Source organism: Pseudomonas allii, from assembly GCF_055380095.1.
Genome location: NZ_AP039450.1, coordinates 5793532 through 5816722 on the forward strand (window position 1 = coordinate 5793532; position 23191 = coordinate 5816722).

The following is a 23191-nucleotide window of genomic DNA, read 5'->3' on the forward strand; positions in this document are numbered from 1 at the left end:
ATGATTAAACGCAATTTGCTGGTGATGGGCCTTGCCGTGCTGCTGAGCGCTTGCGGCTTCCAGCTGCGTGGTACCGGCACCAATGACCTGACTATCAAGGAACTCGACGTCAGCGCCCGCAACGCCTACGGCGATACGGTGACGCAGTTGCGTCAGGTGCTGGAAAACAGCGGCGTGCACGTCTATACCGGCGCGACGTACAAACTGTTCCTGGTGGACGAGAGAGAAACCCAGCGTAACCTGAGTTACGCCAGCGCCGGGCGTGCGTCCGACATCGAACTGAACACTGCGCTCAACTTCGAAATCCAGGGCCGCGATCATCTGCCGCTGATGGGTGACAAGATCCAGGTGCAGAAAGTGGTCAGCCACGATGGCAACAACCTGGTGGGTTCGGACTCCGAAATCCAGCAGGTGCGCAAGGAAATGCGTCGCGAACTGGTACAGCGCATGGTGCTGCGCTTGTCCATGCTGACTCCGGAACAACTGGAGACCCTGCAGCAACAGGCTGACAACAAGGCCAAGGCCGACGCCGACGCGCTGAAAGCCGCCAAAGAGTACGAAGACAACACGCCGAAACAGTCGCCTGTTGAAGTCCCTGTCGAGTAAGCCGGACGGGGCGCCCCAAGCGCCCCGTTTACCCCGCCTATGAAACTCGCCCCCGCCCAACTCGCCAAACACCTGCAAGGTGGCCTTGCGCCTGTCTACATTGTCAGCGGTGATGATCCGCTGCTGTGTCAGGAAGCCGCCGACGCCATTCGCACGGCGGCACGCCAGCAAGGTTTCGACGAGCGCCAGGTCTTCAGCGCCGACGCCAGCTTCGACTGGGGCACGCTGCTGCAGGCCGGAGCGAGCATGTCGCTGTTTGCCGAGAAGCGCCTGTTGGAACTGCGCCTGCCTTCAGGCAAGCCTGGCGACAAGGGCGCGGCCGCCCTGATGGAATACTGCTCGCGACCGGCCGAAGACACGGTGTTGTTGATCAGCCTGCCCAAGCTTGATGGCAGCGCGCAGAAAACCAAGTGGGGCAAGGCCCTGGTAGAAGGCGCACAGACCCAGTTCATCCAGATCTGGCCGGTGGACAGCAGCCAGTTGCCGCAATGGATTCGCCAACGCCTGTCCCAATCGGGGCTGTCGGCAACCCAGGACGCGGTCGAGTTGATCGCCGCCCGGGTTGAAGGCAACTTGCTGGCCGCTGCCCAGGAGATCGAAAAGCTCAAGCTGATGGCCGAAGACGGGCAGATTACCGTCGAGACCGTCCAGGGCGCTGTGGCCGATAGCGCGCGCTTTGATGTGTTCGGGCTGGTGGATGCGATCCTCAACGGTGAGCCCGCTCACGCCCTGCGCATGCTCGAAGGCCTGCGCGGCGAAGGCGTGGAACCGCCAGTGATTCTCTGGGCCCTGGCCCGTGAACTGCGGGTGCTGGCCAATATTGCCCTGCAATACAGCCAGGGTACGCCGCTGGACAAATGCTTCAGCCAGGCCAAGCCACCGGTGTGGGACAAGCGCAAACCCTTGATGAGCAAAGCGCTGCAACGGCACTCGGCGCAACGCTGGGCACAATTGCTGCTGGAAGCGCAGCGCATCGACGCGCAGATCAAGGGCCAGGCGGCGGGTTCGCCATGGATGAGCCTGAGCCGGTTGTCGCTGTTGATGGCCGGTCAGCGCCTGACCCTGCCTGCCGAATAAACCCTCTCTCAAAAACACCACAAATCCAATGTGGGCTTGCTCGCGAAGGCGGTGTGCCATTCAACACATCAGGGTCTGACGCACCGCATTCGCGAGCAAGCCCGCTCCCACAGTTTTGACCGTGCCCACTTTTCCTACACTTCGCCGGGCTTTACAGCGGCAGAACTTCGGCAGATCATTTGCGCCACTCCACCCATCCCAAGCGAGTAACGACCATGAGCAAAAAGCCATCCAAGCATGGCCCCAACAAGGCCAAATCCATCATCGCCCAGCCACTGTTCCGCAGCCGTCAGGAACGCGCCGGCAAGGGCAAAGGCAGCTACCGCCGCGAAGCCTTCCAGTCTAATAGCTGGGAGGCTTCTTACTTTCTGGCTGCCTGAAGGCAAGCAGCCCTCTGGCATGATAAGGTCTGTACCTGATTTGTAATCCCTGGACCTGTGCATGCCCTCTAGTCTTTCCCGTCGTTGGCACCTTCGCCAACTGATCGCTGCCTCCAGCCTCATTTTGCTTGTCGCCTGTGCGGAGAAACCCACCGCCGCCGACGCTCAACCGCTGCCCAAGCTCCAGACCGCCCCTGTGGTTGCGCCCGCCGTCGTGGCCCCGCTGGCCGTGGACAATCTTGATATCCAGCCGACCCAGACCTTCGCCGAATGGCAAGCGGCCTTCCGAGTGCAAGCCTTGCAGGCCGGCATCACCGCCGCCGTATTCGACACCGCATTTGCCAACGTTACCCCCGACATGGCGGTGATCCGCGCCGACCGCAGCCAGCCGGAATTTTCCCGCCCGGTGTGGGAATACCTCGACGGCGCCCTGTCGCCCGTGCGCGTGCGCAACGGCCAGGCGTTGCTGGTCAAGTACGCCGACATCCTGCAAAGCATCGAACAACGTTATGGCGTCGACCGCCAGGCGCTGGTGTCGGTGTGGGGCATGGAGAGTAACTTCGGCCAGTTCCAGGGCAACAACTCGGTGATCCGCTCCCTGGCGACCCTGGCCTACGAAGGCCGTCGCCCGGCATTTGCCCAGGCACAGTTGCTGGCGGCGCTGCAGATCATCCAGCACGGCGATATCCAGGCCGATCAGATGAAAGGCTCCTGGGCCGGCGCCATGGGCCAGACCCAATTTATCCCGACCACCTACAACACCCACGCCGTGGACTTCGATGGCGACGGTCGCCGCGATATCTGGAACAGCCCGGCAGACGCACTCGCCTCCACCGCGCACTACCTGCAAAGCTCCGGCTGGCAGAAAGGCCAGCCGTGGGGTTTTGAGGTGAAACAATTGCCGGCGAACTTCGACTACGCCCTGGCCGATGGTGGCATCCGCAAGACGGTCGCAGAATGGCTGAAACTGGGCATCCAACTGCCACCGGGTGCCAGCCTGCCACCCAACGTCGATCAACTCTCCGCTGCGCTGCTGTTACCGGCCGGTTACCGTGGCCCGGCATTCCTGGTGCTGGATAACTTCCGTGCGATCCTCAAGTACAACAACTCCTCGTCCTATGCACTGGCGGTTGGCTTGTTGTCGGAGCGCTTTGGTGGCGGTGGTGTGATTCGGGGTGATTGGCCAAAAGATGAGCTGCCATTGAGCCGCTCGCAGCGCATCGACTTGCAGACGGCCTTGAGCGCAAATGGCTATGACGCGGGCAACCCTGACGGGATTATCGGCGCCAATACGCGCAAGGCGATTCGTGCGGCGCAGCAGGCCTTGGGCTGGCCGGCGGATGGGTATCCGACAGTGAAATTGCTGGAGTCGTTGCAGAGCCGCTAGATCGGCTTATGGCGGCTATTGCTATCGGGGGCAAGCCCCCTCCCACACTTCGACAGCATTCCATTTTGGGAGGGGGCTTGCCCCCGATGACGGCCTGACAGGCCGCAAAAACTCAGGCTTTGAACACTACATCCTGCTCCAACACCAACCACTGCTCCCCCGCATCCAACCGCACCAACGCGCCCATCGGCAACGTCAGGTTCGGGTCACAATGCCCACTGCGCCAACCGGACAACACCGGGATGCGCAACGGCTCGAAGGTCTGCTTGAGCAAGCGCTCCAGCGCAACCTGATCCACACCCGCCACGTCCCCTACCAGTACGCCGGCGACCTGCGCCAGCTTGCCCGCCAGGCGCAGGTGCGTCAGCAGGCGGTCGATGCGGTAGATCGGCTCGTTGACGTCCTCGATCAGCAGGATGATGCCTTCTGCGTCGATCTCAAAGGGTGTGCCCATGACTGCCGCGATCATCGACAGGTTGCCACCCAGCAAGCGCCCACAGGCAATGCCAGGCTCGATTGTGGTCAGCGGGTAGGCCACCGGGTGCATCAACTCGCTGCCAGCGCCCAGCTGGCCGCGCAGCAGGCCGAACAATGAAGACTCGGTAGGTGGTTGCTTGTCACCCAACAGGTCGGCGTTGAGCATCGGCCCGTGGAAGGTCACGAAGCCGGCGTAACGGCTGATTGCCAGGTGCAACGCGGTGATGTCGCTGTAACCCACGAAGGGTTTGGCATTGGCGCGCAGCAGTTCGAAGTCCAGGCTATCGAGCAGACGCGGCGTGCCGTAGCCACCACGCAGGCAGAAGATGGCGTCGATTTCAGGGTCGGCGAAAGCTTTGTGCAGGTCGTTGAGGCGGGTTTTATCGCTGCCGGCGAGGTAGCCGTCGCGTTCGTAGACACCCGGGAAAATGCGCAGGTCGTAGCCGCGGGTGCGCATCCATTGGCCGGCTTTTTCGACGTCGAGGGTGGCGGGGCCGGCGGGGGCGATCAGGGCGATGGTGCCTTCGGAGCGAAGGGCAGGTACGGCAGCGGTCATCCACAGTTCTCCCTTTATAAAGCGCAAAACGGAATGTGAGAGGGGGCTTGCCCCCGATAGCGGTGTATCAGTATCAGATGTGCTGACTGACAGTCCGCAATCGGGGGCAAGCCCCCTCCCACATTAGACCTGCGGTGTAACGCAGTTCGGCATTACGAAACCAGGCTTGCCTTGACCAGCTTGGCCTGCTCGTCCGCATGGTACGAGGAGCGCACCAACGGGCCCGACGCCACGTTCTTGAAGCCCATCTTGTAGCCTTCCTCGGCGAACCAGGCGAAGGTGTCCGGGTGCACGAAACGCTGCACCGGCAAGTGGCTGCGGGACGGTTGCAGGTACTGACCGAGGGTCAGCATGTCGATGTCGTGTTCGCGCATGCGCTTCATGACTTCGATGACTTCTTCGTCGGTCTCGCCCAAGCCCAGCATCAGGCCAGACTTGGTCGGGATGTGCGGCATCATCTGCTTGAATTTTTGCAGCAGGGTCAGCGACCACTGGTAATCCGAACCTGGACGCGCGGCCTTGTACAGGCGTGGCACGGTTTCCAGGTTGTGGTTGAACACATCCGGCGGCTCGGCGGCGGTGATTTCCAGCGCCACGTCCATACGGCCACGGTAGTCCGGAACCAGGGTTTCGAGCATCACGTTCGGCGACAGCTTACGGATTTCGCGGATGCAGTCGGCAAAGTGCTGGGCACCACCGTCACGCAGGTCGTCACGGTCAACCGAGGTGATCACCACGTACTTGAGGCGCAGGTCGGCGATGGCGATGGCCAGGCTTTCCGGCTCGTTGACGTCCAGTGGCTTCGGACGGCCGTGGCCGACGTCGCAGAACGGGCAGCGACGGGTGCAGATGTCACCCATGATCATGAAGGTGGCGGTGCCGCCGGAGAAGCACTCGCCCAGGTTCGGGCAGGAGGCTTCTTCGCACACGCTGTGCAGCTTGTGCTTGCGCAGCAGCGCCTTGATACGGTCGACTTCCGGCGAAACCGGGATGCGCACGCGGATCCAGTCGGGTTTCTTCGGCAGTTCGGTGGTCGGAATGATCTTCACCGGGATGCGTGCAACCTTCTCGGCGCCGCGCAGCTTGACGCCGGCTTCCACCTTGGCACGCGGGGCCGGGGCTGGGCGTTCGGTAACGTCCACCGTCGGGATCATGGTTTGCACTGCATCAGTAGTCATAATCAGTCGATTCCGCCCGTAAGGGTCGTCTGCTCAGCATAGTCGAGGTGTTTGACGAGCTGCGCACGCAGCCGGGCACTTACCTCGGCAAATTTAATCGGTGTGGCGTGGTCACTCAGTTGCGTCATTGCCAACCCGGCATAACCACACGGGTTGATCCGCCGAAACGGCGCCAGGTCCATGTCCACGTTCAGGGCCAGGCCATGAAAGGAACAACCGTGGCGAATCCGCAGCCCCAGTGAGGCGATTTTCGCGCCATCAACGTACACACCCGGCGCATCCGGCTTGGCTGCGGCGCTCACGCCGTAACTGGCCAGCAGCTCGATCAGGCAAGCCTCCATGCGGCTGACCAGATCGCGCACGCCGAACCCCAGCTTGCGCACATCCAGCAGCAAGTAGGCCACCAGTTGACCCGGCCCATGGTAAGTCACTTGGCCACCTCGGTCGACCTGCACCACCGGAATTTCCCCCGGCAGCAGCAGATGTTCGGCCTTGCCGGCCTGGCCCTGGGTAAACACCGGCGGGTGTTCCACCAGCCAGATTTCATCGGGGGCCGAGGTGCCGCGCTCGTTGGTGAAGCGCTGCATGGCGTGCCAGACGGGCTCGTAGTCCATCCGGCCGAGCTCGCGAAAGCCCAGGACCTGTGACATCACAGCACCATGTGCACGAAGCCGGTGGCCCGCAGTTCACTGTTGATGTTGTAGAGCTGGTCCTGATCCGTCGCTACGATGTGCAACTGGATCGTGGTGTATTTGCCGGTTGAACTGGAGCGTTCATCCACGCGCTGATCGTTGATCGTGGCGTGTTTACGCACGATCTCGAGGATCAGGTCTTTACGGCCGACACCGGTATCGCTGATCACCTTGATGGGATAGTCCACCACCGGGAATTCGATCTTTGGCGCCTTTACTTCTTTATCGGTCATGGCGTAACGGCCTCGTAAGCGTAAGCCGTGGCGACGGGCAAAGCCCCGTGTCGGATCAACACGGGGCTTTGCAGGTGCACACAATCAGTTGAACAGGCTGTAGAAGAATAGACGGATGCTATCCCACACGCGGCGGAAGATACCACCTTCGTCGACAGCGTCCAGGGCGATCAGGTCTGCGCTGTGCACCACCTTGTCGTCCAGCTTCACTTCGACTTTACCGATCACGTCGCCCTTGGCGATGGGCGCAACCAGTTGCGGGTTCATGGTCATGCTGGCAGCAAGCTTCTTCAGCTGGCCTTTAGGCATGGTCAGGGTCAGGTCTTCAGCCAGGCCGGCCTTGACTTGGGAGGTAGCGCCCTTCCACACCGGCGCGGTCGCCAGTTCAGCACCCTTCTGGTAGAAGGTCTGGGTTTCGAAGAAACGGAAACCGTAGGTCAGCAGTTTTTGCGTCTCGGCCGCACGGGCCTGTTCGCTGTTGGTGCCGAAGACTACGGCAATCAGGCGCTGGCCGTCACGGACAGCGGACGACACCATGCAGTAGCCGGCTTCTTCGGTGTGGCCGGTTTTCAGACCGTCGACGGTCTTGTCGCGCCACAGCAGCAGGTTGCGGTTAGGCTGCTTGATGTTGTTCCAGAAGAATTCCTTCTGGGAGTAGATCGCGTAGTGCACCGGGTCGACACGAATGATCGCGCGCGCCAGGATCGCCATGTCGTGAGCCGACGAGTAGTGCTCCGGGTTCGGCAGGCCGGTCGGGTTCATGAAGTGGCTGTTGGTCATGCCCAGGTCGGCCACGGTTTTGTTCATCATGTCGGCGAATGCATCTTCGCTGCCGGCGATGTGCTCGGCCAGCGCGACGCTGGCATCGTTACCGGACTGGATGATGATGCCGTGCAACAGGTCGCTCACAGTCACCTGCGAACCCACCTTGATGAACATCCGCGAACCGCCGGTACGCCAGGCGTTTTCGCTGACGGTGACCGGGTCGTTCTCGCCGATCTGGCCGCGACGGATTTCCAGGGTCGCGATGTAGGCGGTCATCAGTTTGGTCAGGCTGGCCGGTGGCAGGCGCTGGTCACCGTTGTTCTCGACCAGCACGTTGCCGCTGGCGGCATCCATGAGGACCCAGGCCTTGGCAGCCAGTTGCGGGGAAGCCGGCACCATTTCAACCGCCCAGGCGGCCGGGGTGATGATCAGCGAAAGAAGCAGGCACGTGCGTTTGGCTAAGGTGGTGATGTTCATCCGTCTCTCGAAATTGCTTATGGAAACTTGCCCTCGCGGGCAAAACTTATTCAGACAGCCCGCTACCAGACTGTCACGTGTTCGGTTGCCCGCTCACCCCTTGCCCCTGGGTTTTTATTGTTCAACGAGCCAACAACCAGGGTTCAAGCCCGCGCACGGGCCAGAACCATCAATTCTGTTTTATTCAGCGGTGACCACGCTAGGCTGACCCAGATTGGCCAGGCGCACGCTGTTCTGCACTTGCGCCACTTCGCTCGGCGAGCCGATCGGGCCCATGCGCACACGGTGCAACGTCTGCTGGTTACGCACGATGGAGCTGATGAACACCGGCGCGTTGACCATGCTGCTGAGCTTGGACCTTAACAGTTCTGCCGCATCCGGGTTGGCGAAAGCGCCCACCTGCAAGTATTGGCCACCGGCCAACGAAGCACCCTGGGCGGCCTGCGGCACAGCCACGGTGTCCGGGGCGTGCTGTTGTGGCGGCGGCGTCCACTGCTCGACCTTGCCCGCCGATGCGGTGATTTGCGGTTGTGGTGTCTGCGGCTCGTTGAGCATCAACGGCGCCGGCTTGCCGCGCTGGGCCCAGTACTGCGCCGGGTCGATGCCTTCGACCTTGACCCGCGCGGTGCCGGTTTCGGCGTAGCCGAGTTTCTTCGCGGCGGCGTAGGACAGGTCGATGATGCGGTCCGAGTAAAACGGGCCACGGTCGTTGACGCGCAGGATCACCGTGCGGTTGTTGTCCAGGTTGGTCACCCGCACATAGCTTGGCAGCGGCAAGGTCTTGTGCGCGGCACTCATGCCATACAGGTCATACACTTCGCCATTGGCGGTGTTCTGGCCGTGGAACTTGGTGCCGTACCAGGACGCCGTGCCCGATTGCACGTAGGTCTTGGATTCCTGCAGCGGGAAATAGGTCTTGCCCAGCACGGTGTACGGGTTGGCCTTGTAGGCACCGGTGTGCAAGGTGGGCGTGGCGTCCGGGATCTTCGACACATCGACATCCCACCACGGCGCGCCGTCTTTGTGCGCACGGTTGATGTCCAGGCCCGGCTGGGAACGAACTGCCGTGCCCCCGGACTTCTTTGCCGGACCGCGGCTGGTGGAGCAACTGACGACCAGCAGGGAAAACGCGACGAACGCCACCAGCTTGAGCGGTTGATTGAACGGCGATGCCCGCATTACTTAGTGCCCCGTGCTTGGACCAGCATGTCTGACAGCTGATGCACGGCCATGGCGTACATCACACTGCGGTTATAACGCGTGATTGCGTAGAAATTCTTCAGGCCCATCCAGTATTCCGGGCCGTTTTCGCCCTCAAGGCGGAATGCCGTGACCGGCATATCCTCAGGCAGCGCATTCTGACTCGACCAGCCCAGCGCCCGCAACTCCCCGACCGTCTTGGCCGGTTCGATGCCCTGGGTCAGGCCTTCATCGGCGAGCTCCCCACTGACATCGGCACGGATCACCACCGGTTCACCGGCGACCCACCCATGGCGCTTGAAGTAGCTGGCCACGCTGCCGATGGCGTCGTCGGGGTTGCTCCAGATATTGATATGCCCGTCGCCGTCAAAGTCCACCGCATAGGCGCGGAAGCTGCTTGGCATGAACTGCGGCAAGCCCATCGCACCAGCGTAGGAGCCCTTGAGGGTCAGCGGGTCGACCTGTTCTTCGCGGGCCAGCAGCAGGAATTCGCGCAGCTCCTTGCGGAAGAACTCGGCACGGGGCGGGTAATCGAAGCCCAGGGTCGACAAGGCGTCGATGACCCGGTAGCTGCCGGTATTGCGCCCGTAGAAGGTTTCAATGCCGATGATCGCAACGATGACCTGGGCCGGCACGCCGTATTCCTGCTCGGCGCGGGCCAGCACTGCCTCGTGCTGGCGCCAGAAGTCCACCCCACGGGCCACGCGGGCGTCGGTGAGGAACATCGGGCGATATTCCTTCCACTGCTTCACACGTTCGGCGGGGCGCGAGATGGCGTCGAGGATCGCCTGCTTTTTCTGGGCTTCGCGGAACACGCCCATCAGCTGTTCACCGGCGAAACCATAGTCGCGGGTCATCTCACCGACAAACTCGGCGACCTGGGGTGAACCATCGTAGTCACCGGCCTGCGCCTCTTGCGTCGCGCCCAGCAGCCCAATCAGGCCCATCCAGGACGCGTGCCGAGTCGCCCAGCCGCGCATTACTTGCATTGACATCTTCACCTTATTCAAACCTGTGCGATCCATTTGCGATGCGTATGAATCGACATCAAAACCCCAAACGCTGACAGCAATGTCACCAGCGAAGTTCCGCCGTAGCTAATGAATGGCAACGGCACCCCAACCACCGGCAGCAGGCCACTGACCATACCGATGTTGACGAAAACGTAAACAAAAAAAGTCATGGTCAAGGCGCCGGCGAGCAATTTGCCGAACAGCGTCTGCGCCTGCGCGGTGATCACCAGGCCGCGACCAATCAACAGCAGATAGATCAGCAACAGCGCGCAAATGCCCACCAGGCCGAACTCTTCTCCCATCACCGCAATGATGAAGTCGGTGTGGCTCTCGGGCAAAAAGTCCAGGTGCGACTGGGTGCCCAGTAACCAGCCCTTACCAAATACGCCGCCGGAGCCGATGGCGGCTTTCGACTGGATAATGTTCCAGCCAGTGCCCAGCGGATCGCTTTCCGGGTCAAGAAACGTAAGAATTCGCTGCTTCTGGTAGTCGTGCATAAAGAAGAACCACATGGCCACGGCCACCGGCACGGCGGCGGCGAGCACGCTGAGGATCCAGCGCCAGCGCAGGCCACCCATGAACAGCACGAACGCACCACCGGCCAGGATCAGCAGCGAGGTGCCCAGGTCCGGCTGGCGCACAATCAGGATGAACGGCACGCCAATCAGGATCAGGCTGATCCCCACGTGCTTGAGCTGCGGCGGCAAGGTGCGCTTGGACAGGTACCAGGCGATGGTCGCCGGCATCAGGATCTTCATGAATTCCGAGGGTTGGAAGCGAATCACCCCCGGAATGTTGATCCAGCGGGTCGCCCCCATGGCGTTGTGACCCATCACGTCCACCACCACCAGCAGCAACACCCCGGCGACGTAGCCCAACGGCACCCAGCGCGCCATGAAACGCGGCTCCAACTGGGCGATCACCACCATCGACAACAAGCCCAGGCCGAACGACGACGCCTGCTTGATCAGCAGATCCCAGTTCTTGCCGCTGGCCGAATACAGCACGAACAGGCTACCGGCCGCCAGGGTCAGCAGCAGGATCAGCAACGGGCCATCAATGTGCATGCGTTGCAGCAACGTCGCACGGCGACGCATCACATCCTCACTGGAGAGGATGCGGTCAAAATTACTCTTCACGGGCCGTAACCTCGGTGCTTGAAGGGGGGCCGCCGTATTCGGGCTTGAGCCTGCCGTCGTCGGCCAACAGCCAGGCGTCCATCACTTGGCGCACCACAGGCGCCGCGACGCCGGAGCCGGACTCGCCGTTCTCGACCATCACCGCCACCACGATCTTCGGGTCGTCCGCCGGGGCAAAACCGACAAACAAGGCGTGGTCGCGGTGGCGCTCCTGAACCTTGGAGCGGTCGTATTTTTCACCCTGCTTGATCGCCACCACCTGGGCGGTACCGCTCTTGCCGGCAATGCGGTACTGCGCGCCGATGGCCGCCTTGCGTGCGGTGCCACGGGCGCCGTGCATCACTTGCTGCATGCCATGGTTGACCTTGGTCCAGTCTGACGGATCGCGCAGCACGATGTCGGGGATCGGGTTTTCATCCAGAGGCTTCTCGCCCTCGATGGTCTTGGCCAGGTGTGGACGGTTCCAGATGCCTTTGTTGGCGACCAACGCCGTGGCCTGCGCCAGTTGCAGCGGCGTGGCCTGCATGTAGCCCTGGCCGATACCGAGGATCAGGGTTTCGCCTGGGAACCACGCCTGGCGGCGGGTGGCGCGCTTCCACTCCCGCGAAGGCATCAGGCCGGGGGACTCTTCGAACATATCCAGCGAGACTTTCTGGCCGAGGCCGAACTTGCCCATATAGGCGGACAGGCGATCGATCCCGAGCTTGTGTGCCAGGTCGTAAAAATAGGTGTCGTTGGAGCGCATGATCGCGGTGTCCAGGTCGACATAGCCGTCACCGGTGCGGTTCCAGTTACGGTATTTGTGATCGTAGTTGGGCAGCATGTAGTAGCCGGGGTCGAACACACGGCTGGAGGCCGTGACAACGCCGGCGTCCAAACCTGCGATTGCCACGGCCGGCTTGATGGTCGACCCCGGCGGATACAGGCCGCGCAGAACACGGTTGAACAGCGGGCGATCAATGGAGTCGCGCAACTCGGCGTAGGCCTTGAAGCTGATCCCGGTCACAAACAGGTTGGGGTCGAAACTCGGCTGGCTGACCATCGCCAGAACCTCGCCAGTAGACGGGTCCAGGGCAACCACCGCGCCGCGACGCCCGCCCAGGGCCATCTCCGCGGCTTCCTGCAACTTGATGTCCAGGCTCAGCACGATGTCCTTGCCCGGCACCGGGTCGGTACGCTTGAGCACCCGCAGCACACGGCCACGGGCGTTGGTCTCGACTTCCTCGTAACCCACCTGGCCGTGCAACTCGGGCTCGTAGAAACGCTCGATGCCGGTCTTGCCGATATGGTGGGTGCCGCTGTAATTCACCGGATCAAGGGTTTTCAGCTCTTTCTCGTTGATCCGCCCCATGTAGCCAACGGAGTGGGCAAAGTGCGGCCCTTGCGGGTAATGCCGCACCAACTGCGCCACCACTTCCACACCCGGCAGGCGGAACTGGTTCACCGCGATCCGCGCGATCTGCTCTTCGGTCAGCTCGAACAGGATCGGCACCGGCTCGAAAGGCCGGCGCCCCTGTTTCATGCGCTTCTCGAAGATCACCCGGTCTTCCGGCGTCAGTTGCAGCACCTCGACGATCACATCAAGGATCTGCTGCCAGTCGCCGGAGCGCTCGCGGGTCATGCTCAGGCTGAAGCTGGGCCGGTTATCCGCCACCACCACGCCATTACGGTCGAAAATCAGCCCACGGGTCGGCGGGATCGGCTGCACATGCACCCGGTTGTTCTCCGACAGCGTGGAGTGATAGTCGTACTGGATCACCTGCAGGAAATACAGGCGAGCGATCAGCACACCCAACAACGCCACCACCAGGATTGCGCCAAACACCACGCGTGCGCGTACGAGACGTGCGTCTTTCTCGTGGTCCTTGATGCGGATCGGTTGGGTCATCGGGAGGGGCGCAGATTATTTGTGGTAAGGGTGCCCGGACAGGACTGTCCAGGCGCGATACAGCTGTTCACCGATCAGGATCCTTACCAACGGGTGCGGCAGCGTCAACGCCGACAGCGACCAGCGCTGGTCCGCCCGCGCGCAGACTTCCGGCGCCAGCCCTTCGGGGCCACCGACCATGAAGTTGACCGTACGCGAGTCCAGGCGCCAGCGATCCAGTTCCACCGCCAGTTGCTCGGTGCTCCAGGGCTTGCCGTGGACTTCGAGGGTGACGATGCGCTCGTTGGAGCCGACCTTGGCCAACATGGCTTCGCCTTCCTGACGGATAAAGCGCGCCACATCGGCATTCTTGCCCCGGGTATTGAGCGGTATCTCTACCAGTTCCAGCGACAGCTCAGCGGGCAGACGCTTGGCATACTCGTGCCAGCCTTCTTCCACCCACTTGGGCATGCGTGAACCGACAGCAATCAGACGCAGGCGCACAGCCGTTCCTTATTCCTGGTCTTTGTTCAGCTTGTCGAAGTGCGCGTGGCCCACTTCCGGGCTGTGGTGCTTGCCATCGGCGGCACGGCTCTGCTCGGCGCCTTTCCACAGGCGTTCCAGGTCGTAGAACTGGCGGGCGTTGGAGGTCATCATGTGAACGATCACATCGTCCATGTCCAGCAGCACCCAGTCGCTGTCGCCCTTGCCTTCTTCACCCAGCGGCTTCACGCCCTGGGCTTTGACGGCTTCACGGACTTTATCGAGCATCGCGCCGATCTGACGGTTCGAGGTACCGGTGGCGATGATCATGAAGTCGGTGATGCTTTGCTTGTCGCGCACGTCCAGCACCTGGATGTCCTGGGCCTTAACGTCTTCCAGGGCGGCCACGGCAACCTTTACCAGCTCTTCGCCGGCCAGTTCCGGGCCTACGTGGGCTTCAACCGGCAACGGCGCGCTTTTGAAGGTGCCTTTGCGCTTAACTTTGCTTACGTCTTTGTTCGTCATATAAAACTCGTTTTGCTCGTATGTTCGGGCGCTTGCTGCACGAATTTTCGTGCGTTCAAGCGCGCCTTTTCAGTTCGACGCACGGTAAAGCCCGTGCGCATCGATGTAGGCCAGGACCGCGTCAGGCACCAGGAAACGTACCGACTTCCCGCTGGCCAGCAGTTGACGGATCTGGGTGGCGGACACCGCAAGCGGGGTCTGCCAGACGAATGCAATATTCCCGTTCGGCCCGGTCAGGGCCAAGGGGTCACTTACCGACCGCGCGGCCAGCAGGTTGCGCAAGGCATCCGGCGGTTCGCTGTCGGCATCCGGGCGTTGCAGAACCAGGATGTGGCAATGCTGGAGGAGTTCCTCCCAACGATGCCAAGAGGGCAGGCCGCAAAAAGCGTCCCAGCCCAGAAGCAAAAACAACTGGTCATCTACGGCCAACTCGGCGCGTATCAGCTCCAGGGTGTCAACAGTGTAGGACGGTTTATCGCGCTTGAGCTCGCGGTCGTCCACCACCAGCGGCGTTATGCCTTCCACCGCCAGGCGCACCATCTCCAGGCGTTGCTGCGGTGACACCTGCGGCGTATCGCGATGGGGCGGGCGCGCGTTGGGCATCACGCGCAGCTCGTCCAGCACGAGGGCATCCGCGACTTCCAGGGCACTGCGCAAATGGCCGATGTGCACGGGGTCGAAGGTACCGCCGAGCAGCCCGATGCGTTTACCCATCAAGTGCGCACATGACCGTCGCCGAACACCACGTACTTCTCGCTGGTCAGGCCTTCCAGCCCGACCGGGCCACGGGCGTGGAGCTTGTCGGTGGAAATGCCGATCTCCGCGCCCAGGCCGTATTCGAAGCCGTCGGCAAAACGCGTCGAGGCGTTGATCATCACCGAAGCGGAGTCCACTTCGTTGAGGAAGCGCCGCGCATCGCTGAAATGCTCGGAGACGATGGCGTCGGTGTGCTTGGAGCCGTAGGTGTTGATGTGTTCGATGGCTTCGTCGAGGTCATCGACGATCTTGATCGACAGGATCGGCGCGGTGTATTCGGTGTACCAGTCCAGCTCGGTCGCCTCGATCACGTCCGCCCCGAGCAGCGCACGGGTGCGCTCGCAACCGCGCAGTTCAACGCCTTTGTCGCGGTAGATGGCAGCCAGCGGCGGCAGCACGCGCTCGGCAATGCCGACGTGCACCAGCAGGGTTTCCATGGTGTTGCACGGGGCGTAGCGGTGAGTCTTGGCGTTGTCGGCGATGCGGATCGCCTTGTCGATGTCGGCGGCGATGTCGATGTACACGTGGCACACGCCGTCCAGGTGCTTGATCACTGGCACCTTGGCATCGCGGCTGACGCGTTCGATCAGGCTCTTACCACCGCGCGGCACGATCACGTCGACGAATTCCGGCATGGTGATCAACGCGCCTACGGCGGCGCGGTCGGTGGTTTCCACCACTTGCACCACTTCGGCGGGCAACTCGGCCACGGCCAGGCCCTGCTGGATGCAGGCCGCGATGGCACGGTTGGAATTGATCGCCTCGGAACCGCCGCGCAGGATGGTGGCGTTGCCGGACTTGAGGCACAGGCTCGCGGCGTCGATGGTCACGTTCGGACGCGACTCGTAAATGATCCCGATCACGCCCAGGGGCACGCGCATCTTGCCGACCTGGATGCCGGACGGCAGGTAACGCATGTCGCGGATTTCACCGATGGGGTCAGGCAGCTTGGCCACCTGACGCAGGCCTTCGATCATGTCGTCGATACGTGCCGGGGTCAGGGCCAGGCGGTCCAGCAGGGCCGGCTCCAGGCCATTGGCGCGGCCGTTGGCCAGGTCCAGTTCGTTGGCGGCGCTGAGCTCGGAGCGCGAAGCATCCAGAGCATCGGCGGCGGCCAGCAGGGCACGGTTCTTCTGCGCAGTGCTCGCACGGGCGATCAACCGCGAGGCCTGACGGGCAGCGCGACCCAGGCGGGTCATGTAGTCAAGAACGGACTCAGTCATGGTCAGGGAGTCTTGGCAGGGAGGAAAGCGGCAGATTATAGCTGTGACGCCGCCCGACTGACAGCGGTGAGGGGCGGATGGTCGAAATGAACTGTAAAAACCTGGGGTTCAGCGGTAATTAAGGCGGGAGTTGTTATGATTCCGTCACATTTAGCCGTATTTACCCTGACCGCCATGCCCAGTTCATCACCCCGACTCCCCGCCAGCGCCCTGCCCGACTGCTTCTTCGACCGTGACGCGCAAATACTTGCGCAGGAATTGCTCGGGAAAGTCATCCGCCATCGCGTCGGTGAAACCTGGCTTTCGGCGCGGATTATTGAAACCGAAGCCTATTACGTGGCGGAAAAAGGCAGTCACGCTTCATTGGGCTACACAGAAAAGCGTAAGGCTTTGTTTCTGGACGGCGGGCATATCTACATGTACTACGCCCGCGGTGGCGATTCGCTGAACTTCAGCGCCCATGGGCCAGGCAATGCCGTGTTGATCAAATCGGCCTATCCATGGGTCGATGAATTATCCGGCCCAGCCAGTCTGGCGCAGATGTTGTTGAACAACCCGAACCCGGACGGCAGCCCCCGCGCCTCGCAAAAACTATGCGCCGGCCAGACCCTGCTGTGTAAGGCCCTGGGGTTGAAGGTGCCGGCGTGGGATGCCAAGCGCTTCGATCAGGAACGGCTCTACGTGGAGGATGTGGGGCAGACCCCGGCCCAGGTCATCCAGACCACCCGCCTGGGGATCCCCAGCGGCCGTGATGAACACCTGATGTACCGCTTCGTCGATGCTGGCTATGCGCCTTATTGCACGCGGAACCCGCTGCGCCGGGGCCAGGTCGAAGGCCGCGATTATTTTTTGATTTGAGCAGGGAGTGGATTGTATGGGCCAATGGCTCGATAGCATTACCGGCTGGTTGACCCTGAACCCCGAATGGCTGGCGGTCGCGGTGTTTATCGTCGCCTGCGTGGAGTGCCTGGCTATCGCCGGGCTGATCGTGCCGGGCACGGTATTGTTGTTTGCCATTGCCGCCCTGGCCGGCAGCGGCGCGCTGTCACTGAGCGAAACCCTGTTGCTGGGTTTCCTCGGCGGCTTGCTGGGCGACGGGGTTTCCTACTACCTGGGGCGACATTTCCACCAGAACATCCGGCGCTTGCCTGGCTTGCGTCATCACCCTGAATGGATGAACGGCGCCGAAACCTACTTCCACAAGTACGGCATTGCCAGCCTGCTGGTCGGGCGCTTCATCGGCCCGCTGCGGCCCATGCTGCCGATGGTGGCCGGGATGTGCGACATGCCCTTCCCGCGCTTCGCGGCGGTGAGCATCGTGGCGGCGGCGGGCTGGTCGGTAGCGTATCTGCTGCCAGGCTGGGCAACCGGCGCCGCGTTCCGCCTGCCATTGCCGGAGGGTTTCTGGCCTGAAGCGGGGGTCGTGGCAGCCTGTATCGCGGTGGTGGTGGGCCTGAGCTTGAACAGCAGCCTGCGCGGCCATCGTCGCGCCACCCTTTGGATCGGTTGCGCCAGCCTGACGATGTTGATCGCCTTGTTTATCGGCTACCCACACCTCAATGACTTTGACCAGGGCCTGAGCGCCCTGGTACAGGAGCACCGCAGCCCCTGGCTGGACGAAGTGATGGTGCGCATCACCCAACTGGGCGAATTCAAGAAGATGTTCGTCGCCAGCGCCGTATTCACCGGCCTGCTGCTAGTGGCTCGGCAATGGCGCCATGCGCTGTTTGTTGGCGCGACTCTCGCCGGGGCGGCTGTAATCAACACCGGGACCAAGCTGTTTTTCGCCCGTGGCCGCCCGGAAATCCTCACAGACCCGCTGACCAGTTTCAGCATGCCCAGTGGCCATGCGTCCGGCGCGTTTGCGTTTTTCCTGGCCCTGGCGGTCCTGGCCGGGCGCGGACAACCTATCCGGTTGCGCCTGACCTGGATGCTGCTGGGCTGTATTCCCGCCGCCTTCATCGCATTGTCGCGGGTCTACCTCGGCGCGCATTGGCCCACAGACATCCTGGCCGGCACGCTGCTGGCGATGACGGTCTGTGCGTTCAGCCTGGGGGTCAGCCAGTACCGCAGCCCGCTGCCGGCCATGCCGCAAAAAGCCTGGTGGCTGTTGCTGCCGGCGTTGGTGGCGGTGCTCAGCTTTATCGCCCTCACCGGCACGCCCCACGCCCTGCTGCGTTATGCCTATTAAGTGAACAGCTCGCCCTGCAACTCATCGAGCAGCATCTGGATCGCATCCAGGCGCTGCTGCGGATCATCGAGTTGCAACAGATCGATCTTGTCAGCCTCGGTGAAGGGCAGCAGATACGCCAGTTGATTGCCCAAGGCTTGCTGCCCGTCGGCGTGGGCGTCCATGTCCAGCGAGGCCACCATCGGGTGCTCGGCCAAGGCCTGGAGCAACGCCAGCAGGTCAGCGTCCTCTTCTTCCAGCGGTTGGTCCGGCAGTTCCTCTAGCCACTGCACATCAGCCACCAGCAGTTGGTCTTTCTGCACGCCAGCGTCGCGCACCCGGAACCGGCGACCACCTTCGACACGAATCCCCAGCAGGCCATTGTCCTGCTGCTTGAAGTCGCGAATCAGCGCTTCACAGCCGATCAGCGCGTAACCGTCCGGGGCCAGGCCCACTTCCTTGCCGTCGAGGATGCACACCACGCCGAAGCTTTCGCCCTTTTTCATGCAGCGGGCGACCATATCCAGGTAGCGCGCCTCGAACAGTTGCAGGTCGAGGGTGCAGCCTGGGAACAGCACGGTATTGAGCGGGAACAGCGCCAGACTCATAAAGGTTTCCTTAACCCTGGTTTAAACGATCACCGACACAGCCAGCGGCAGGAACACTGCCGTGGCCACGCCCATCAGACTCATGGCCAGCGCTGCAAAGGCGCCGCACTCTTCGCTTTCCTGCAACGCCACCGAGGTGCCGACCGCGTGGGCGGTCATGCCCAGGGCCATGCCACGCGCCTCAGGGCTGTGCACGCCGAGCCGCGACAGGTATGCCGGGCCGATCATCGCGCCGATCACCCCGGTGATCAGCACAAACACCGCCGCCAAGGCCGCCACACCGCCGATCTGCTCGGCCACCAGCATAGCGATCGGTGAGGTCACGGATTTGGGCGCCATGGTCATCAACATCCTATGTTCGGCGCCAAACCACCAGCCCAGCAGTACGCTCAGGCCGGTGGCCAACACCCCGCCTATCACCAGCGTAGTAAAAATCGGCCAGAACAATTGGCGAATGCGCCGCAGGTTCAGATAGAGTGGCACCGCCAGGGCCACCGTCGCCGGGCCCAGCAGGATGCCCATGATCTCGGTGCTCTTGCGGTACTCGGCGTAGCTCAGGCCACAGCTGATCAGCACGCCGATCACCAGTAGCATGGAAACCAGCACCGGTTGCAGGAAGATCCAGCGGGTTTTCTCGAAACCGGCCAGTACCAGTTGATAGGCACCGAGGGTGATGCCAATGCCGAACAACGGGTGATGGATCACCGACGTCCAGGCGCCCTGCCAGTCGACGGTCATTGATCCTTCTCCTTGCGCTTGACCATCTGCTGCATCAACACGCCGACAAAGCCCATGGCAATCACCAGCGACAACACCAGTGCGCCAACAATGGCCCAGAAGTCCGCAGCGATGTCCTTGGCATACACCATCACGCCCACCGCCGGCGGTACCAGCAGCAACGGCAAGTAACGCAACAGGCTGCTGGCGGCCAGGCTCAATGGCTCGCCGACTTCGCCGCGCCACACCAGGAAACCCAGCATCAGCAGCAGCCCGATAATCGGCCCCGGCAGCACCGGCACCAGCAAATGATTGATCGCGGTGCCGATCAGTTGAAACAGCACCAGCCAGGTCAGGCCCCGTAACAGCATCCGTTCTTCCCCCTCGAAACTCGCCCGCATTATAAGCATGCCCGCCCTATGCATCGGCATTCGCCAAAAGCATGGTGGGTTGACCGGGCCGATTGGCCATGATGATCTACATTGGTTCTCTGTAATCCCTAAAAAACATGCCCTGCAGGGCGGCAAAAATGATGAACCAAGGAGAGACGCAATGCCCTATGTACCCGTAGCGCAGCTCAAAGACTATGTCGGCAAGGAACTGGGACGTTCCGAATGGCTCACCATCGATCAGGCGCGCATCAACCTGTTCGCCGAGGCCACGGGCGATCATCAGTTCATCCATGTCGACCCGGTCAAGGCTGCGCAAACCCCGTTCGGCAGCACCATTGCCCACGGATTCCTGTCGCTGTCGCTGATGCCCAAGCTGATGGAAGACATCCTGATCATGCCCGAAGGCCTGAAGATGGCGGTCAATTATGGGCTGGACAGCGTGCGCTTCATCCAGCCGGTGAAGGTCAATTCCAAGGTGCGCCTGAACGTGACCCTGACCGACGTCACCGAGAAAAAGCCAGGCCAGTGGCTGTTCAAGGCCACCGCCACCCTGGAAATCGAAGGCCAGGAAAAACCGGCTTACATTGCCGAGTCGTTGTCACTCTGCTTCGTGTAAGACCGCGCCTGTGGTGAGGAAATAAACCTCACCACAGGGTATGTAAATTTATGTATGAAACTCGCAGCTGCGGCATACTCGGCGCTCAATTATCCGGATCCCGCTATGCGCCCACTCGCTCCCCTCGCCCTTGCCCTGTTGCTCACCGCTTGCGGAGACGGCGAATCGCTGTTGCCGCCCGATGCGCGCCTGCCTGACGGCGGCCGCTACCGGGGTGATGTGGTCGATGGCTTGCTGCAGGGCCAGGGCCGCGTGGACTACCCCAACGGCAGCTGGTACGCCGGCCAGTTCGACAAGGGCCAATGGCACGGTCAGGGCGAGTGGCATGGCAGCAACGGCGAAGTCTATAAAGGCCAGTTCCAGCAAGGCTTGTTCGATGGCCAGGGCAGCCTGACCACGGCGGGCAGCCACTATGTGGGCGGCTTCAAGAATGGTCGACGCAACGGCGAAGGCACCCTCAAAGAGGGGCAGATGACCTACCGCGGCGAATTCAAGGACGACCAGTATTCCGGCCTCGGGCGCCTGGAGCTGGCGGACGGCAGCCAGTACCAGGGCCAGTTCGCCCACGGCAAACCGAATGGCGAAGGCCAGCGAAACGACGACAGCGGCAACCAGTTCAGCGGCCATTTCGTCGATGGCCAGCTGGAAGGCAACGGCACCTTTAACAGCGCCGATGGCGACATCTATGTCGGCCAGTTCAAGCAGAACCAACTCAACGGCAAGGGCCGCTACGAGAATGCCGACGGCGATGTGTGGATCGGCCAGTTCAAGGAAGGCGCGCTCAGCGGCAAGGGCGAGTTGATCGGTGTGGACGGCAGCCACTACGTCGGCCAGTTCGCTGATTGGCGCTTTACCGGCGAAGGCCGGCTGAACCTCACCGACGGCAGCTTCTATATCGGCGGTTTCGACAGCGACAGCTATCAAGGCAAAGGCACGCTCGTTCTCACCGATGGCACCGTGCAGGCCGGCACCTGGGTGAACGGCATGCGCGTGCGTGATGCCGACGGCAAACTGCTGCCCGACCCATTGGAAATTGGCGTACTGGCCCAGGGCCGCCTGCTCGACGCAGCCCTCGCCGCCGTGCCTGCCTCCACTCCCGCCGTGGAGCTGTACACCCTGGCCGTGGCTGGCGACGGTAAACAAAGCGTGTTCCTGCGCGAAGCCGATTACGTCAGCAACATGCTCGCCACCCGCTTCGGCGCACGCGGGCAGATTCGTCTGGTCAATCACCGCGACCACATCACCGACCGCCCCCTGGCCACCCGCGAAAGCTTGCGTCGCGCCGTGCAAACCCTGGCCGAACGCACTGGCCCGGAAGACCTGGTGTTCATCTACATGACCAGCCACGGCACCCACGAACACGAACTGGTGCTGGACCAGCCGCGCATGGAGCTGGCCGACCTGCCAGCCGATGAGCTGGCGGCCGTGCTGGCGCCGCTGAAGAACCGCGACAAGATCGTGGTGATTTCGGCCTGCTACTCCGGCGGCTTCATCCCCGCCTTGAAGGATGAGCACACGCTGATCATGACCGCCTCCCGGGCCGACCGCGTGTCTTTCGGCTGCTCCGAGGAAGCCGACTTCACCTACTTCGGCGACGCCCTCTTCGCCCAAGCCCTCAACCAGACCGACGACTTGCAGCAAGCCTTCAAGCTGGCGCAACTGCATGTGGCCGAACGCGAACAGGCGGACAACTTCGAAGCCTCCGAACCGCAGATCTGGGCCCCCAAGGGGGTGATCGCCCACTGGCAATTATTACGCAAACAGCAGGCACGAAAGGCCCTGGAAAGCGTCTCAATGAATAGCAAGGAAGCCAAAGGCAACTAAGCTGTAACGTGTAACAAGGGGGGAAACACCATGTACCTGACGCCTCAGCATATCTTGCTCGCCGGAGCCACCGGCCTTACCGGCGAACACCTGCTCGACCGCCTGCTCAACGAACCCACCGTGACCCGCGTGCTCGCACCCAGCCGCAAGCCGCTGGCCGAACACCCACATTTGGAAAACCCGGTGGGCGACCCGGCGGTGTTCTTGCCGCAACTGAGCGGCCGCGTCGATATCGCTTTCTGCTGCCTGGGCACCACCATCAAACAAGCCGGTTCCGAAGCCGCCTTTCGCGCGGTGGACCTGGACATGGTCGTGGCCTTCGCCAAGCGCGCGCGGGAAATGGGCGCGCGGCACCTGATCGTGATCAGCGCGATTGGCGCCGACCCGAAATCCTCGGTGTTCTACAACCGGGTCAAGGGGGAAATGGAACAAGCCTTGAGGGCGCAGGACTGGCCACAGCTGACCATCGTGCGGCCGTCGTTGTTGCTGGGGGAGCGCTTGGAACCGCGCCTGACGGAACAATTGGCCGGGCCGCTGTCGCGCTTGATTCCGGGCAAATACCGCGGCATTGAGGTGTGCGAACTGGCCCGCGCCATGTGGCGCCTGGCGCTGGAGGAACAGGATGGGGTGCGGGTGGTGGAGTCGGACGAGTTGCGCAAACTCGGCAAGTAACCGGTCCTTTCCCACTGAAGGGCCTTTTTGTGGCGAGCGGGCTTGCCCCGCGTTGGGCTGCGAAGCAGCCCCAAAACCAGATAACGCATTTTGCCTGACACGCATCGGCGATCTCACTGGGCCTGCTTCGCAGGCCAACGCGGGGCGAGCCTGCTCGC

Annotated in this window: 25 protein-coding genes; 9 read left to right on the forward strand and 16 right to left on the reverse strand. The window is 62.3% G+C overall.

Annotated elements, in window-relative coordinates; all coding sequences use genetic code 11:
• From ACZ445_RS26515 to ACZ445_RS26530, 4 genes are all read left to right on the forward strand, one after another.
• Window positions 1-606: an LPS-assembly lipoprotein LptE gene (locus tag ACZ445_RS26515; RefSeq protein WP_071493669.1), complete on the forward strand. Its 606-nt coding sequence runs from the start codon at window positions 1-3 to the stop codon at window positions 604-606.
• A 39-nt stretch (window positions 607-645) separates the two neighbouring features.
• Window positions 646-1683 (forward strand): DNA polymerase III subunit delta, encoded by a 1038-nt coding sequence (gene holA / locus ACZ445_RS26520; RefSeq protein ID WP_058427766.1) that lies wholly within the window; start codon window positions 646-648, stop codon window positions 1681-1683.
• A 215-nt stretch (window positions 1684-1898) separates the two neighbouring features.
• Window positions 1899-2063: an alternative ribosome rescue factor ArfA gene (arfA, locus tag ACZ445_RS26525; protein ID WP_003176285.1), complete on the forward strand. Its 165-nt coding sequence runs from the start codon at window positions 1899-1901 to the stop codon at window positions 2061-2063.
• Window positions 2064-2124: 61 nt separating this feature from the next.
• Complete coding sequence (locus ACZ445_RS26530; protein ID WP_058427767.1) at window positions 2125-3450, forward strand: lytic murein transglycosylase; 1326 nt, start codon at window positions 2125-2127, stop codon at window positions 3448-3450.
• Window positions 3451-3562: 112 nt separating this feature from the next.
• On the opposite strand, the gene ACZ445_RS26535 is transcribed toward ACZ445_RS26530, so the two are convergent.
• The 13 genes from ACZ445_RS26535 to ACZ445_RS26595 all read right to left on the reverse strand — a co-directional run bounded on the left by ACZ445_RS26535 (window position 3563) and on the right by ACZ445_RS26595 (window position 16034).
• The gene (locus ACZ445_RS26535) at window positions 3563-4483 is read right to left on the reverse strand and encodes a S66 peptidase family protein (RefSeq protein ID WP_179029639.1); all 921 of its coding nucleotides are present in this window, start codon (window positions 4481-4483) and stop codon (window positions 3563-3565) included.
• 152 nt (window positions 4484-4635) lie between these two features.
• On the reverse strand, window positions 4636-5637 hold the full coding sequence (lipA, locus tag ACZ445_RS26540; protein WP_166794335.1) for a lipoyl synthase: 1002 nt from the start codon (window positions 5635-5637) through the stop codon (window positions 4636-4638).
• A 26-nt stretch (window positions 5638-5663) separates the two neighbouring features.
• A complete protein-coding gene (gene lipB, locus ACZ445_RS26545; RefSeq protein ID WP_058427770.1) occupies window positions 5664-6311 on the reverse strand; it encodes a lipoyl(octanoyl) transferase LipB in 648 nt (215 codons plus the stop codon).
• Window positions 6311-6586 carry a DUF493 domain-containing protein gene (locus ACZ445_RS26550; RefSeq protein WP_015886061.1) on the reverse strand — a complete coding sequence of 92 codons (276 nt, stop codon included), beginning with the start codon at window positions 6584-6586 and terminating at the stop codon, window positions 6311-6313. The genes lipB and ACZ445_RS26550 overlap by 1 nt, the downstream gene beginning before the upstream one ends.
• Before the next feature lie 84 nt (window positions 6587-6670).
• The gene (locus ACZ445_RS26555; RefSeq protein WP_058427771.1) at window positions 6671-7828 is read right to left on the reverse strand and encodes a D-alanyl-D-alanine carboxypeptidase family protein; all 1158 of its coding nucleotides are present in this window, start codon (window positions 7826-7828) and stop codon (window positions 6671-6673) included.
• A 180-nt stretch (window positions 7829-8008) separates the two neighbouring features.
• Window positions 8009-9007 (reverse strand): septal ring lytic transglycosylase RlpA family protein, encoded by a 999-nt coding sequence (locus ACZ445_RS26560; protein ID WP_310863799.1) that lies wholly within the window; start codon window positions 9005-9007, stop codon window positions 8009-8011.
• Window positions 9007-10017, reverse strand: a complete 1011-nt coding sequence (gene mltB, locus ACZ445_RS26565) for a lytic murein transglycosylase B (RefSeq protein WP_310863800.1) — start codon at window positions 10015-10017, stop codon at window positions 9007-9009. The genes ACZ445_RS26560 and mltB overlap by 1 nt, the downstream gene beginning before the upstream one ends.
• A 17-nt stretch (window positions 10018-10034) precedes the next feature.
• Window positions 10035-11138 carry a rod shape-determining protein RodA gene (gene rodA / locus ACZ445_RS26570; protein ID WP_042570827.1) on the reverse strand — a complete coding sequence of 368 codons (1104 nt, stop codon included), beginning with the start codon at window positions 11136-11138 and terminating at the stop codon, window positions 10035-10037.
• 31 nt (window positions 11139-11169) lie between these two features.
• A complete protein-coding gene (mrdA, locus tag ACZ445_RS26575; protein WP_058427774.1) occupies window positions 11170-13068 on the reverse strand; it encodes a penicillin-binding protein 2 in 1899 nt (632 codons plus the stop codon).
• A 15-nt stretch (window positions 13069-13083) separates the two neighbouring features.
• Window positions 13084-13551 (reverse strand): 23S rRNA (pseudouridine(1915)-N(3))-methyltransferase RlmH, encoded by a 468-nt coding sequence (gene rlmH / locus ACZ445_RS26580; protein ID WP_464707767.1) that lies wholly within the window; start codon window positions 13549-13551, stop codon window positions 13084-13086.
• A gap of 9 nt (window positions 13552-13560) precedes the next feature.
• A complete protein-coding gene (gene rsfS, locus ACZ445_RS26585) occupies window positions 13561-14055 on the reverse strand; it encodes a ribosome silencing factor (RefSeq protein ID WP_003176298.1) in 495 nt (164 codons plus the stop codon).
• Between the two features lie 69 nt (window positions 14056-14124).
• Entirely contained in the window at window positions 14125-14769 is a 645-nt protein-coding gene (gene nadD / locus ACZ445_RS26590; protein ID WP_179029640.1) for a nicotinate-nucleotide adenylyltransferase, read from the reverse strand.
• Window positions 14769-16034 carry a glutamate-5-semialdehyde dehydrogenase gene (locus ACZ445_RS26595; RefSeq protein WP_058427776.1) on the reverse strand — a complete coding sequence of 422 codons (1266 nt, stop codon included), beginning with the start codon at window positions 16032-16034 and terminating at the stop codon, window positions 14769-14771. The genes nadD and ACZ445_RS26595 overlap by 1 nt, the downstream gene beginning before the upstream one ends.
• A gap of 174 nt (window positions 16035-16208) precedes the next feature.
• Here ACZ445_RS26595 and ACZ445_RS26600 point away from each other — a divergent pair, with 174 nt between their 5' ends.
• A complete protein-coding gene (locus ACZ445_RS26600) occupies window positions 16209-16892 on the forward strand; it encodes a DNA-3-methyladenine glycosylase (protein ID WP_310863819.1) in 684 nt (227 codons plus the stop codon).
• 16 nt (window positions 16893-16908) lie between these two features.
• Window positions 16909-18225 (forward strand): bifunctional DedA family/phosphatase PAP2 family protein, encoded by a 1317-nt coding sequence (locus ACZ445_RS26605; protein ID WP_071493677.1) that lies wholly within the window; start codon window positions 16909-16911, stop codon window positions 18223-18225.
• Here ACZ445_RS26605 and ACZ445_RS26610 read toward each other — a convergent pair.
• The 3 genes from ACZ445_RS26610 to ACZ445_RS26620 are packed head-to-tail and all read right to left on the reverse strand — an operon-like array spanning window position 18222 to window position 19900.
• Complete coding sequence (locus ACZ445_RS26610) at window positions 18222-18812, reverse strand: LON peptidase substrate-binding domain-containing protein (protein ID WP_058427778.1); 591 nt, start codon at window positions 18810-18812, stop codon at window positions 18222-18224. The two genes, ACZ445_RS26605 and ACZ445_RS26610, sit on opposite strands and share 4 nt — an antisense overlap.
• Before the next feature lie 21 nt (window positions 18813-18833).
• A complete protein-coding gene (locus ACZ445_RS26615; protein WP_464704510.1) occupies window positions 18834-19550 on the reverse strand; it encodes an LrgB family protein in 717 nt (238 codons plus the stop codon).
• A complete protein-coding gene (locus ACZ445_RS26620; RefSeq protein ID WP_058427780.1) occupies window positions 19547-19900 on the reverse strand; it encodes a CidA/LrgA family protein in 354 nt (117 codons plus the stop codon). Before ACZ445_RS26620 ends, ACZ445_RS26615 begins: the two co-directional genes overlap by 4 nt.
• A 181-nt stretch (window positions 19901-20081) precedes the next feature.
• On the opposite strand from ACZ445_RS26620, the gene ACZ445_RS26625 reads away from it, so the two are divergent.
• From ACZ445_RS26625 to ACZ445_RS26635, 3 genes are all read left to right on the forward strand, one after another.
• Window positions 20082-20537 carry a MaoC family dehydratase gene (locus ACZ445_RS26625; protein ID WP_003194496.1) on the forward strand — a complete coding sequence of 152 codons (456 nt, stop codon included), beginning with the start codon at window positions 20082-20084 and terminating at the stop codon, window positions 20535-20537.
• 105 nt (window positions 20538-20642) lie between these two features.
• The gene (locus ACZ445_RS26630) at window positions 20643-22361 is read left to right on the forward strand and encodes a C13 family peptidase (RefSeq protein WP_310863801.1); all 1719 of its coding nucleotides are present in this window, start codon (window positions 20643-20645) and stop codon (window positions 22359-22361) included.
• 30 nt (window positions 22362-22391) lie between these two features.
• Window positions 22392-23033: an oxidoreductase gene (locus ACZ445_RS26635; RefSeq protein ID WP_179029641.1), complete on the forward strand. Its 642-nt coding sequence runs from the start codon at window positions 22392-22394 to the stop codon at window positions 23031-23033.
• Window positions 23034-23191: the final 158 nt, after the last annotated feature.